Annotated in this window: 10 protein-coding genes and 2 pseudogenes; 8 read left to right on the top strand and 4 right to left on the bottom strand. The window is 62.1% G+C overall.

The features are described from left to right. Window positions 1–1094 (top strand): ATP-dependent metallopeptidase FtsH/Yme1/Tma family protein (locus EN939_RS04915; RefSeq protein ID WP_127267142.1); only part of this gene is annotated, 1094 nt, incomplete at its 5' end. 248 nt (window positions 1095–1342) lie between these two features. Here EN939_RS04915 and EN939_RS04910 read toward each other — a convergent pair. Both EN939_RS04910 and EN939_RS04905 read right to left on the bottom strand, forming a co-directional pair. Continuing rightward, window positions 1343–1795, bottom strand: coding sequence for a hypothetical protein (locus EN939_RS04910; protein WP_127267141.1), 453 nt, complete (start codon window positions 1793–1795; stop codon window positions 1343–1345). Between the two features lie 242 nt (window positions 1796–2037). Further along, window positions 2038–2874, bottom strand: a complete 837-nt coding sequence (locus EN939_RS04905; protein ID WP_127267140.1) for a hypothetical protein — start codon at window positions 2872–2874, stop codon at window positions 2038–2040. A 367-nt stretch (window positions 2875–3241) separates the two neighbouring features. Between EN939_RS04905 and glmM the strand changes: the two genes are divergently transcribed. The 5 genes from glmM (at window position 3242) to serA (ending at window position 9725) form a co-directional block, all read left to right on the top strand. Next, window positions 3242–4594: a phosphoglucosamine mutase gene (glmM, locus tag EN939_RS04900; RefSeq protein WP_127267139.1), complete on the top strand. Its 1353-nt coding sequence runs from the start codon at window positions 3242–3244 to the stop codon at window positions 4592–4594. Between the two features lie 271 nt (window positions 4595–4865). Continuing rightward, window positions 4866–5702, top strand: coding sequence for an outer membrane protein (locus tag EN939_RS04895; protein ID WP_127267138.1), 837 nt, complete (start codon window positions 4866–4868; stop codon window positions 5700–5702). A 208-nt stretch (window positions 5703–5910) separates the two neighbouring features. Beyond that, window positions 5911–6675, top strand: coding sequence for an outer membrane protein (locus tag EN939_RS04890; RefSeq protein WP_127267137.1), 765 nt, complete (start codon window positions 5911–5913; stop codon window positions 6673–6675). Between the two features lie 205 nt (window positions 6676–6880). Beyond that, window positions 6881–8056 carry a phosphoserine transaminase gene (locus EN939_RS04885; RefSeq protein ID WP_127267136.1) on the top strand — a complete coding sequence of 392 codons (1176 nt, stop codon included), beginning with the start codon at window positions 6881–6883 and terminating at the stop codon, window positions 8054–8056. A 67-nt stretch (window positions 8057–8123) separates the two neighbouring features. Further along, window positions 8124–9725 carry a phosphoglycerate dehydrogenase gene (gene serA / locus EN939_RS04880; protein WP_127267135.1) on the top strand — a complete coding sequence of 534 codons (1602 nt, stop codon included), beginning with the start codon at window positions 8124–8126 and terminating at the stop codon, window positions 9723–9725. 56 nt (window positions 9726–9781) lie between these two features. On the opposite strand, the pseudogene EN939_RS04875 reads toward serA, so the two are convergent. Both EN939_RS04875 and EN939_RS04870 read right to left on the bottom strand, forming a co-directional pair. After that, a pseudogene (locus EN939_RS04875) lies at window positions 9782–10250 on the bottom strand (DUF2231 domain-containing protein). A 151-nt stretch (window positions 10251–10401) separates the two neighbouring features. After that, the gene (locus tag EN939_RS04870; RefSeq protein WP_127267134.1) at window positions 10402–11307 is read right to left on the bottom strand and encodes a DMT family transporter; all 906 of its coding nucleotides are present in this window, start codon (window positions 11305–11307) and stop codon (window positions 10402–10404) included. 208 nt (window positions 11308–11515) lie between these two features. Between EN939_RS04870 and EN939_RS04865 the strand changes: the two genes are divergently transcribed. Both EN939_RS04865 and EN939_RS04860 read left to right on the top strand, forming a co-directional pair. Beyond that, on the top strand, window positions 11516–12814 hold the full coding sequence (locus tag EN939_RS04865) for an adenylosuccinate synthase (protein WP_127267133.1): 1299 nt from the start codon (window positions 11516–11518) through the stop codon (window positions 12812–12814). A gap of 75 nt (window positions 12815–12889) precedes the next feature. Further along, window positions 12890–13460: pseudogene (locus tag EN939_RS04860) on the top strand (hypothetical protein); the annotation flags it as partial.

Here is a 13460-nt window from a genome sequence, read left to right as displayed (position 1 = left end):
CGCTGAACCAGCTGCTGGTCGAGATGGACGGCTTCGAATCCAACGCAAGCCTCATCCTGATCGCCGCCACCAACCGGCCCGACGTGCTTGACCCCGCCCTGCTCAGGCCAGGCCGCTTCGACCGCCAGGTCGTGGTGCCGAACCCTGACATCGTCGGCCGCGAGAAGATCCTCAAGGTGCATGTGCGCAACGTGCCGCTGGCGCCCAATGTCGACCTCAAGGTGATCGCGCGCGGTACGCCGGGCTTTTCCGGCGCCGATCTGATGAACCTCGTCAACGAATCCGCGCTGATGGCGGCACGGCGCAACAAGCGCCTCGTCACCATGGCCGAATTCGAGGACGCCAAGGACAAAATCATGATGGGCGCCGAGCGCCGCTCGTCGGCCATGACCCAGGCCGAGAAGGAGCTGACCGCCTACCATGAGGCCGGCCACGCCATTCTCGCGCTCAACGTGCCATCGGCCGATCCGCTGCACAAGGCCACGATCATTCCACGCGGTCGCGCGCTCGGCATGGTCATGCAGTTGCCCGAAGGCGACCGCTATTCGATGAGCTACAAATACATGATCTCGCGTCTCGCCATCATGATGGGCGGCCGCGTCGCCGAGGAGTTCAAGTTCGGCAAGGAGAACATCACCTCCGGAGCCTCTTCGGATATCGAGCAGGCGACCAAGCTGGCCCGCGCCATGGTCACGCGCTGGGGCTTTTCCGACAAGCTCGGCCATGTCGCCTATGGCGACAACCAGGAAGAAGTGTTCCTTGGGCATTCCGTGGCCCGCACGCAGAACGTCTCGGAAGAAACGGCGCAGATCATCGATGCCGAAGTGCGCCGCCTGATCGACGAGGCCTATTCGTCGGCGAAGTCCATCCTGACCAAGAAGAAGAAGGAATGGATCGCGCTGGCGCAGGGCCTGCTGGAATACGAGACGCTGTCCGGCGAGGAGATCAAGCAGTTGATCGCCGGCCACAAGCCCGCGCGCGACCTCGGCGACGATACGCCGCCGAGCCGTGGCTCGGCCGTGCCGAAGTCCGGCGGCCGGCGAAAGAAGGGTCCTGAGCCCGAAGGCGGTATGGAACCGCAGCCGTCGAGTTGAGCTTGACCACTGATTTCATCGAACGCCGCGGCTTACTCCGCGGCGTTTTTTGTTTTTGGCGTTGAGGAGGAGTTGTCCGCGACCTCGCATCTGCGACGGTGACGATTGGCGAAAGCCTAGGTGATAGCCAATCTCCCCCCGCAAGGGGGGAGATTGGCAACGTCGCCGCTGGCGTGCCCTCGAAGGCAACAAAAAGGCCCGCGAACCCTGCGGTTCGCAGGCCTTCTCTTCTTCAGATGCCTTGTCGCTCAGCTCTTCAGCTTGGCATTGCACAGGCTGTAATAACCGCCGCCCTTCTGGATCCAGCGAAGGCCGTTCAACGTGCCCGCGTCCTTGTTGCCATGGTAGCCCTGCAGACAGGTCTTCATGCGCGCCTTCGCGGGCTTTTCGGTCTTGAACTCGCCGGCCAGCGTGGTCGGGAATGTCACGCCCGCGGGCGCTACAGTGGGGGCGACCGCCGCGCTGGTTTCCTTTTTCGTCTGCGGCTCGGTTTTGACCGTATCCTCGCTGACACTGTCCGCTGCTGATGTCGCGCACTTCTCCTTGCGAAAAGCCGTCCAGTCCATGCCGTTCAGAGTGCCGCCTTCCTTGGCTGTTCGATAGGTCTCGCCGCATTCCTTCATCGTCAGTGCGCTTGCGGGGGCGACGCTCCAAGCGACAAATGCGGTCGCAGCCAATACCGCCAATTTCAAACCGTGCATAAGACCCTCCTGGTTGATAATAAGTTTGGCGTCTTTTTGTATATGGTTTGTTCTCTATATGTTCAACCAGAATCTTTACGGACTACCGATGAGCTTGGCGGTGGGCAGTGTAGGCGAATTGATGATGCCAGCAGCCCGGCGACATGCAGATGCGAGCAAGGCAGCGTGCGTCTTCGCGCAACAAAAAAGGCCCGCGCATCTTGCGATGCGCGGGCCTTTGTTTGGAGACTATGGCTAAGCGATCAGCCCTTCAGCTTGGCATTGCACAGGCTGTAGAAGCCGCCGCCCTTCTGGATCCACTTCAGGCCGCCGAGCGCGTTGGCGTCCTTGAGGACATAATACTGGTCGAGGCAGGTGTGCATGCGGCCCTTTCCGGGGGTCTCGCTGGCATATTTCGCCGAGATCGCGGACGGGAACTTGACGCCCTTGGGCGCAGCCGTCGTCGGCTTCGCCGGCTCCGTGGTGTAGCTGGCCTCGTCGGCGGCCGGCACCGTGTCGTCATCCGATGCGCCGGCGCCGCATTCGGTCTTGCGGAAGTCGTTCCACTTCATGCCCTTCAGCGTGCTGGCCGTCTTGGCGGCCTGATACTTGGTGCTGCATTCGGCCATGCTCAGACCCTTGCCGTCGGCGGGGGCCGCGGCAGCCTTGGTGGTTGCCGGCTTGGCGGCGGCAGCGGCGGATGCACCGGCGGCGCATTCGGACTTGCGGAAGTCGTTCCACTTCATGCCGTTCAGCGTGCCGGCAGCCTTCGCCGCCTGGTATTTGGTGCTGCATTCCTTCGCCGTCAGGCCCTTGGCCGTGCTGTCGTCCGCAGCGGCGGCAGCCTTGGCTGCCTTGGCCGGCTTCGTCTCGGCAGCCTTCGTGGTATCGGCCGGCTTGGCGTCGGTCGTCGCGGCGGCGTCGGTGCCGCACTGAGCCTTGCGGAACTGGTTCCAGGTCGCGCCGGCGAGTGTCCCCGCATCCTTGGCGGCGTTGTATTTCGTGCTGCACTCGGCCATCGTCAGTGCGTTGGCTGGCGCGGCCAGGAACAAGGTCGCGACGGCGAGGCCGGTCAAAGTGGCAAGTCGGTGGATGAGCATAGCGTTTCTCCGTTGCAGCAGCCCATGATACGTCCCTGCAGATCAATATCGCTCAACGGGCGGTTGCGCCAGATGCTAAGTGGCGTATATATCGCCGAAAACCGGTTTCTCCCGATAAGGTGATGAAATCGTTGTCCGTTGTCTGGTTCAGAGCAAGATTTTCCTGGTGCATCCGCGCTGAAAGGCTCGCATGACTTGTATATTGCAACATGGCAGTCTGGGCATGTCAGGTTGCGGCCACGTGTGTGCAGTGCACAACAATGGTTTTCTAAGGATTGGTAACGTATAATCACACAATGTGATCATAGCGCCCTGGCCAATTGTGGCATGACGTGCCGGGGAAGAAACGTCGAGGAAGCTGACTAGCATGGCAGGGAATTATTTCGGCACGGACGGCATTCGCGGACGCGCCAACAAGTTTCCGATGACGGCTGAAATCGCTATGCGGGTCGGCATGGCCGCCGGCCTTTCCTTCCAGCGCGGCAGCCATCGACATCGTGTCGTGCTCGGCAAGGACACCAGGCTTTCCGGCTATATGATCGAGAATGCCATGGTCGCCGGTCTTTGTGCCGCCGGCATGGACGTGTTCCTGCTCGGCCCGATCCCGACGCCGGCTGTCGCCATGCTGGTGCGTTCGCTGCGCGCCGATATCGGCGTCATGATCTCGGCCTCGCACAACCCCTATTACGACAACGGCATCAAGCTGTTCGGACCCGACGGCTACAAGCTCTCCGACGAAATCGAGGAGCGCATCGAGAGCATGCTCGACAAGGATATCGAACTGGCGCTCGCCGATTCCGACGGGCTTGGCCGCGCCAAGCGCGTCGACGGCGTGCATGACCGCTACATCGAATTCGCCAAGCGCACCTTGCCGCGCTCGATGTCGCTCGCCGGCTTGAGGATCGTTGTCGATTGCGCCAATGGCGCGGCCTACAAGGTGGCGCCCGAGGCGCTGTGGGAACTGGGCGCCGAAGTCGTCGCCATCAATGTCGAGCCCAACGGCTTCAACATCAACAAGGAATGCGGCTCGACCCATCCGGCCGGCCTGCAAAAGAAGGTGCACGAAGTGCGCGCCGACATCGGCATCGCGCTCGACGGCGACGCCGATCGTGTCGTCATCGTCGATGAAAACGGCGCGATCGTCGATGGTGACCAGATCATGGCGCTGATCGCCGAATCCTGGCACCAGAGCGGGCGGCTTGCCGGCGGTGGTGTCGTCTCAACCGTGATGTCCAATCTGGGCCTCGAACGCTTCCTCGGCGACATGAAGCTGCAATTGCACCGCACCAAGGTCGGCGACCGTTATGTCGTCGAGCATATGCGTGCGCATGGCTTGAATGTCGGCGGCGAACAGTCGGGTCATATCGTGCTGTCCGACTTTTCGACGACCGGCGACGGCCTGGTCTCGGCGCTGCAGGTGCTCGCCTGCATCAAGCGGCAGGGGCGGCCGGTCAGCGAACTGTCGAAGAAATTCGAACCCGTGCCGCAACTCCTGAAGAACGTCCACATTTCCGGCGGCAAGCCGCTTGAGGAGGCGCCGGTCAAGGCCGCCATCGAAGACGCCCGCAACCGCCTCGGCAAGACCGGACGGCTGGTTATCCGGCCATCAGGGACAGAGCCGCTGATCCGCGTGATGGCCGAAGGCGACGACCCGCAACTGGTCGAGTCCGTGGTCAATGGCATAGTGGACATCATCTCGGAAACGCGCAGCGCCGCTTGATCCCAGCGCGTCCAGCAGGACGTGGATCTGACAACCAGGCGCGCCGCGCTCCCTTAACCGGTCCAAGGCCCGCCCCTCGGCGGGCTTTTTCTTGTCAGCCGCCACTTTGTTCGGTGTCCGTAAATCTCGCGCCTATCCCTAGAAGTTTCGAGATTCGTGGTTAAGCAACAGGGTTAAACGCCTTTTAACCTTTGCAATTCATTATCCACGACTGAAAGCCAATCGCATTTCGGGCGGGTTCGCCGTTCCGAGCTTCTCAGGGGTGACAAGCATGTTCAAGACAGCAAGAAAGGCCCTGCTCGCCTTCCTGTTCGCAGGGTTGGCAGGGCCGTTGTTCGCGGCCGATCTGCCGGAGCCGATGGTTGAAGAGGCTCCGCCTCAGGCCATCTACGAGCAGCCGGTCGAGGTCGGCGGCTGGTATATCCGCGGCGATATCGATTATCACAAGTCGACCGTGCGCGGCATCGACTATATGACCTACACCGTCGATCCCTGTAACTGTACGGTCACGCCCGGCACCAGAAGTTTCGATTTCGGCAAGCTCAAGGGCGGTTTCTCGCTCGGTGCCGGCGTTGGTTACAAGATCAACGACCACTTCCGGACCGACCTGACGGCCGACTATTGGTTCAAGTCGAACTTCAACGGCGGCACCTCGGACATCAACGGTACTTCGACCGAAGTATCGAAGATGAGCGCCCTGCTGCTGCTTGCCAACGCCTATGTCGATCTCGGCACCTACCATGGCATCACGCCTTACGTTGGCGCCGGCATCGGCGGCGCCCGCGTCAAGTGGGATGATGTCTATGACCCGAACACCACCGAGTTCAATCCCGGCAGATCAAGCTGGCGTTTCGCCTACGGTCTGATGGCCGGCGCTTCGTACTGCCTGACCGACAAGATCATTCTCGATGCCGGCTACCGCTTCTCCCATATTCAGGGCGGCCGCATGTTCGACTGGAACATCACCAGCTCCGGTCCCGGCTTCGATCGTGGCATCAACACGCACGAAGTGCGCGGTGGCCTGCGCTACCAGTTCGGTGGCAGCAACGGTTGCGCCGCGCCGGTCGTGGCCTACCAGCCCGAACCCGAGCCGATCTACACCAAGTAACAGCATCTACATTACTTGCATTCTTCACAAACCGCCCGGCCTCAGCCGGGCGGTTTTTCGTTGGGCCGCCTGGAATCGACAGGGGAAATGAATTCGCTAACGCTCTGTTAGCCTTAACCGGCACTTAACCACTATGGTTAACAATGCTCCTTGAAACGATGGCTGCCGCTGCGATTGCGGGCTGCGCCAAATTCGGGAGTCGGGGACCATGAAACTTACATCGCGTATGGCGCTGGCGCTCGGTGCACTGGCCTTCCTGCCGCTGACGCCGGTGCACGCGGCCGACTACGATCCGCCGATCTATGTCGACCAGGCGCCCGACTACGTCCCGGTCGAGGTCGGTTCCGGCTGGTATCTGCGCGGCGACGTCTCCTATCTGGCGCAGAAGAGCTTCGACAATCATGATTTCGCCACCGAAACCGCAGCCTTCAGCGACAAGGAAGATCCGATCTTTGCCAGCATCGGCTTCGGCTACCATTTCAACGACTATCTGCGCGCCGACCTCAATCTCGGCTATCTGCCCGGCAACGAGATCGGCGTCGGCTATGACGATTCAGCGACTGCCGCAGAGCCGACCGTGGCGTCGGCATCCCTTAAGAACTACGCCTTGTCGGGCATACTCAACGGCTATGTCGATCTTGGCACCTATGTCGGCATCACACCCTATCTCGGCGCCGGTATCGGCATCGTCCGCAGCAAGCGCACCCTGTCGGCAAGCTATTTCACCGACAATGGCGACGACACGGACGATTTTGCTGTAAGTGACAGCAAGACCCAGTACTCGCTGGCCTACACGCTGAATGCGGGCCTCGCCTATCAGGTATCGAAGAACGTTTCCGTCGACCTGGGCTATCAGTATTTCTCCGCCCCGGACGCCGAATATGTAGCCGCCGAGAGCCTAGATTCCTATCCGATCCGCAAGGGGATCAGCAATCATCAGGTCAAGCTTGGGCTGCGCTACGATCTTTGGTAGTAGGTACGGCATGCACGAAAACGCAGACGGCGGATCTTTCGGGGTCCGCCGTTTGCGTCTGAAGTCACGACATCCTGATCAGGGATCGCCGGTATCCCGGCAGCGACAAAAACTTTCCTCTTGACGCCCGAAGTCTGAACGCATATCGCCGTCCGTGGGCCACCCCTCCCCAACGAGGGGCCACTATCTGGAAGGATAGACCACGATGACGACGCATACGAAGCCCGGACTCCGTCCGGCAAACCCCAATTTTTCCTCAGGTCCCTGTGCAAAACGTCCCGGCTGGTCGGTCGAGGCGCTGAACAATGCCGCGCTCGGCCGTTCCCACCGCGCCAAGATCGGCAAGACCAAGCTCGAACAGGCGATCGAGCTGACGCGGGAAATTCTCCAGGTCCCGGCGGGTTACCGCATCGGCATCGTGCCGGCGTCGGACACCGGCGCGGTCGAGATGGCGCTGTGGTCGCTGCTTGGCGAGCGCGGCGTCGACATGGTCGCCTGGGAGAGCTTTGGCTCCGGCTGGGTCACCGACGTGGTCAAGCAGTTGAAGCTCGCCGACGTGCGCAAGATCGAAGCCGGCTACGGCGAACTGCCTGATCTCACCAAGATCGATTTCGACCGCGATGTGGTCTTCACCTGGAACGGCACCACGTCGGGCGTGCGCGTGCCGAACGGCGATTTCATTCCCGCGGACCGCAAGGGCCTGACCGTCTGCGATGCGACTTCCGCCGCATTCGCGCAGAGGCTCGACTTCGAAAAGCTCGATGTCGTCACCTTCTCCTGGCAGAAGGTGCTGGGCGGCGAGGGCGCTCACGGCATGCTGATCCTGTCGCCTCGCGCCGTCGAGCGGCTGGAGACCTACAAGCCTTCATGGCCGCTGCCGAAAATCTTCCGCCTGACCTCGGGCGGCAAGCTGATCGAAGGCATCTTCAAGGGCGAGACCATCAACACCCCCTCGATGCTGTGCGTCGAGGATTACCTCGATGCGCTCAACTGGGCGAAGTCGACCGGCGGTCTCGACGCGCTGATCGCCAGGGCGGATGCCAATACGGCCGTCCTCGATCGCTTTGTCGGCAAATCCTCCTGGCTCGGTCATCTCGCCGTCCAGCCGGCGACACGGTCGAACACGTCCGTCTGCCTGTCCTTCACCGACCCGGACGTGTCCGCGCTCGACGCCGAGGGGCAGGCGGCTTTCGCCAAGGGGCTGGTGTCGGTGCTCGACAAGGAAGGCGTCGCCTACGATATCGGTGCCTATCGCGACGCACCGCCCGGCCTGCGCATCTGGTGCGGCGCGACGGTCGAGACGTCGGATCTCGAGGCGCTGCTGCCCTGGCTCGACTGGGCCTTCGCCGCGCAGAAGGCGTCGCTCAAAGCGGCGGCCTGAGATCATTCGCGGCGGCCTTCGGGTCGCCCATTCCCATCAGGATCAAATCCATTTCAAGGAGGCCGCCATGGCGCCCCGCGTTCTCGTCTCAGACAAACTCTCCCCCACCGCCGTGCAGATATTCAAGGATCGTGGCGTCGAGGTCGACTATCTGCCCGATCTCGGCAAGGACAAGGAAAAGCTCGCCGAAGTGATCGGCCAGTATGATGGCCTCGCCATCCGCTCGGCGACCAAGGTCACCGAAAAACTGATCAACGCCGCTACCAATCTCAAAGTCATCGGCCGTGCCGGCATCGGCGTCGACAATGTCGATATCCCGGCGGCAAGCCGCAAGGGCATCATCGTGATGAACACGCCGTTCGGCAATTCGATCACGACAGCCGAACATGCGGTGGCAATGATCTTCGCGCTTGCCCGCCAGATACCGGAAGCCAACGCTTCGACCCATGCCGGCAAATGGGAAAAGAACCGATTCATGGGCGTCGAGATCACTGGCAAGACGCTGGGCGTCATCGGCTGCGGCAACATCGGTTCGATCGTCGCGACGCGCGGCGTTGGCCTCAAGATGCACGTCATCGCGTTCGACCCGTTCCTGTCGGACAGCCGTGCCGAGGAGCTTGGCGTCGACAAGGTCGAGCTCGACGAACTGTTCGCCCGCGCCGATTTCATCACCCTGCACACGCCGCTGACCGACAAGACGCGCAACATCATCGATGCCGCGGCGATCGCCAAGATGAAGAAGGGCGTGCGCATCATTAACTGCGCTCGTGGCGGGCTGGTCGTCGAGGCCGACCTGATCGCGGCGCTGAAGAGCGGCAAGGTGGCCGGCGCCGGCGTCGACGTCTTCGAGGTCGAACCGGCCGAGAACAACGAACTGTTCGGCATGGAGAATGTGGTGGCGACGCCGCATCTCGGCGCCTCGACGACGGAGGCCCAGGAGAATGTCGCGCTCCAGGTTGCCGAGCAGATGGCCGACTATCTGATCAAGGGCGCCGTCTCCAACGCCATCAACATGCCGTCGATCACCGCCGAGGAGGCGCCGCGGCTGAAGCCTTTCGTCAAGCTTGCCGAAGTGCTCGGCGCCTTCGTCGGCCAGGTCACCGAGGATCCGATCAAGGAGGTCGAGATCCTGTTCGACGGCTCCACCGCGACGATGAATACGCGCGCGCTGATCAGCGCCGCACTCGCCGGGCTGATCCGGCCTCAGGTCTCCGACGTCAACATGGTGTCGGCGCCGATCATGGTGAAGGAGCGCGGCATCATCGTCGCCGAGGTCAAGCGCGACAAATCGGGCGTGTTCGACGGCTACATCAAGCTTACGGTGAAGACCGAGCACATGACGCGCTCGATCGCCGGCACATGCTTCTCGGATGGCAAGCCACGCTTCATCCAGATCAAGGGCATCAACCTCGATGCCGAGGTCGGCCAGCACATGCTCTACACCACCAATGCCGACGCGCCGGGCATCATCGGCCTGCTCGGCACCGTCTGCGGCGAGAACGGCGTCAACATCGCCAACTTCCAGCTCGGCCGCAACCGGCCGGGCGGCGATGCCATAGCGCTGCTCTATCTCGACGCGCCGTTCCCGGAAGCCGTGCTGGAAAAGGTCAAGGCGCATAAGTCGATCGACTCGGCCAAGCGGCTGCAGTTCGACATCAACGCGATGTGATCGAGGACAGGCGGTCGCCGACCCCCTCGTTGAGGCCGGCCGCCGCGGCGGCCGGTTCAGGTCAACTCGTCGGATCCATCGGAGACAGCCACGCGATGTCGGTAGACCAGTTCCCAACCCTTCCAGCCCGTAAACAGCAGGATGAGAACCACGATCAGCGATAGGACGAAGCCGGTTGGCATCACGGCCGCCGCTCCGCCGGCATACCGCGAGTACCAGTTGTAAAGCTCGATCAACACGACGAGTACATTGCCGCCGGCATGGAGCCATGCCGTCGTGAGATTGCGGATCTGAACATCGCCGAGAACATCCGTCAGGCCGGCAAGCGCAGCCAGGGCTGCCATGATCGATCAGGCCTGCGCCGAGAAGCCAAAGCGACCCGGTGACCCATCCGGGATCGGCTGTTCGCCAGAAGATAAGATCGCAAACGAAGGCGCCGACAAAAAAGGCAATCGGAAACGGAATCAGCATGGGATGGATAGGGTGACCGGCAATGCTTGCCGTGCTGCGAGGGTTCGGGCTCATCATGTCGCCTCCCTGCCGTTCAAACTCCGCTGGAGGTGAAATGTTCCAAGTGAGGACGCGGCAGGGTTTATGCCGCTGTTTCCGGGCCATTGGCTAGATCCATGCTGTTCGCGTGAATCGCTGCAACGGGGAGAGCGTCAGCCGCCACATGTCATCTGCGGTGGTCCGCCACCGCCATCTTGCGCCCGCTGTATTCGGCAAGCCCGATGCCGCCCAGCACGAGCACCAAAGCCAGTGCCTGATAGAGGTGGAACGTCTCGCCGACGATCAGCACCGACAGCAGCGTGCCGAAGATCGGCACCAGATTGATGAACAGGCCGGCGCGGTTGGCGCCGATCAGTTCGTTGCCTCTGATGTAGAAGATCTGCGAAACGACGGAGGCGCCGATCGCCGTATAGACGATGACGGTCCAGCCGCGCGCATCGGGCATGATGACCTTGCCGGCGACGACCTCCCACAGGAAGAACGGCAGCGAAGTGACGAGTGCCGCAACCGACAGGGCCAGCATCAGGCTCTGCCAATGCATCACCGGTTTCAACCGCAGTCCGACCGAATAGCCGCTGTAGAGAAACACGGCGACCAGCATGATGGCGTCGCCGAAATTGAGTTCCAGCGTCAACAACCGGCGCGGGTCGCCATGGCAGGCGGTGAGGATCACGCCGGCGATGGTCAGCACGACGCCGACAATCTGCGCCCAGTTCACGCGCAGGCGGAAGAAGACGAAATTGGCAGTCATGATCAGGATCGGCATCGCCGCCTGTTCGATCGAGACATTGATCGCTGTCGTGTAGTTGAGCGCCGTGTAGAAGATGGTGTTGAACAGGGTGAAGCCGCTGGCGCCGAGGGCGACCAGCACGAACCAGTGCTTGCGGACGACCGGCCAGTCCTTCTGGATGGTCTTCCAGCCGATGGGCAGCATGATCGCCACGGCCAGCACCCAGCGCAGAAAGACCAGCGTCATCGGCGAGACGTGATCGACCGCCAGCTTGCCGGCCACCGAATTTCCGCCCCAGAGCAAGGTGGTGAGCAGCAGGAATATGTAGGCGCTTCGATGCATCGCGGGATTCCAGTCGCCGGAGCTGCGGTGTTTGCCGGCCTATTGCGGTCACTCGCCCAAGTAAATGATGTCAAAGCCGAAAATTGTTGTGCCTCAGGGCATTTTCGACGGCAAAGAAAGGTCGCGCTCGCGAGGTCTTGACGTTATAGAGGCCTGTCGTTTCGAACCATATTCAAGCCGCTTGGCGGCGTCTCAAGGGAAAAGAAACATGGCCAATGTGGTGGTCGTCGGCTCGCAGTGGGGTGACGAAGGCAAGGGCAAGATCGTCGACTGGCTGTCGGAGCGGGCCGATGTCGTGGTGCGTTTCCAGGGCGGCCACAATGCCGGCCATACGCTGGTCGTCGACGGCAAGGTTTACAAGCTGTCGTTGCTTCCGTCGGGCGTCGTGCGCCAGGGCAAGCTGTCCATCATCGGCAATGGCGTCGTGTTCGACCCGCATGCTTTCGTCGCCGAGGTGGCCAAGCTCAAGGCGCAAGGTGTCGAAGTCGCACCGGATCGCCTGAAAATAGCCGAAAACACAGCGCTTATCCTGTCCCTGCATCGGGAGCTGGACGGATTCCGTGAGGACGCCGCATCCAATTCCGGGACGAAGATTGGCACGACCCGTCGTGGCATCGGCCCCGCCTACGAGGACAAGGTGGGCCGGCGCGCGGTCAGGGTGATGGACTTGGCGGATTTGGAAACACTGCCCGTGAAGGTTGACAGGCTGCTGACGCACCACAATGCGCTGCGTAGGGGGCTTGGCCATGCGGAAGTCACGCATGACGCGATCATGCAGGAATTGACCTCGGTCGCCGACGACATCCTGCCCTATATGGACCGGGTCTGGAAGATCCTCGACGACAAGCGCCGGGCTGGCGAGCGTATCCTGTTCGAGGGCGCGCAGGGCACGCTGCTTGACATAGACCACGGCACCTATCCGTTCGTAACCTCGTCGAACACGGTTGCCGGACAGGCTGCCGCCGGCTCCGGCGTCGGCCCAGGCGCCATCGGCTATGTGCTCGGCATCACCAAAGCCTATACGACACGCGTCGGCGAGGGTCCGTTCCCGACCGAGCAGAAGAACGAGGTCGGCGAATTCCTCGGCACGCGCGGCCATGAATTCGGCGTCGTCACCGGCCGCAAGCGCCGCTGCGGCTGGTTCGACGCGGTGCTGGTACGCCAGGCCGTCGCTGTCAACGGCATCAAGGGAATCGCGCTGACCAAGCTCGACGTGCTTGACGGGCTGGACGAGATCAAGGTCTGCACGGGTTATCGTCTCGACGGCGAGATGATCGATTATCTGCCGGCCAGCCAGGGCGCCCAGGCACGTGTCGAACCGGTCTACGAGACGCTCGAGGGCTGGAAAGGCACCACTGCCGGCGCGCGCAGCTGGAACGATCTGCCGGCCCAGGCCGTCAAGTATGTCCGCTACATCGAGGAGCTCATCGGTGCCCCGGTAGCACTCCTTTCCACCAGCCCGGAACGCGACGACACGATACTTGTGACCGATCCGTTTCAAGACTAGTTTCTGAAGCCTTTCCGGGCATCGCGGCCGATTTGCGGGGGCCGGCGCGGAAACAAAATACAGGTCGACTGAAGCATGGCAGATTACGTTGCTATTCTGAAAAAGGCGCTCGGCAAGCATGGCGACGAGACGCCGGAAAAGCGTACGCGCATCTATGCCAGCGTTCGCACCATGCTGGCGAAGAAGCTTGAGGAATATTCGCCGCCGCCGGCCGCCGAAGCCATAGCCACGCAGATGCGTTCGCTGGAAGACGCGATCGCGAGTGTCGAGCGGGACTATGCCAAGAGCCTGCCGGAGACCGATCCGCTGGCGGAGCTGGAACACATCTTTTCATCGATCGATCGCAACAAGAATCAGCCGAGCCATACACGGCAGCCGGCCAAGGCCGAATCGGCCTGGCCCGCACCGCCCGCTGCAAAGCCTGAATCTTATCAGCCCGCGCCACCACCTGCCGCCAAGGTCGAGCCGAGCTGGCAAAGGGCGACGCCGGCGCCTTCCCAGCCGGCTCGCGCCGACACGCCTCTTCCAGGTATGGATGCCGACGAGGCGGAGGACGAGGCAGATGTCTTTTCCAGCGACGAAGAGCCGGTGTCGGACACCTTCCAGCGCCTGCGTCCCGCCGAGCGCAAGCGCAGCTATGGTGGGC

This window comes from Mesorhizobium sp. M7A.F.Ca.CA.002.05.1.1, from assembly GCF_003998335.1.
Classification (GTDB): Bacteria; Pseudomonadota; Alphaproteobacteria; order Rhizobiales; family Rhizobiaceae; genus Mesorhizobium.
This window is presented reverse-complemented; position numbering and strand designations above follow the sequence as displayed.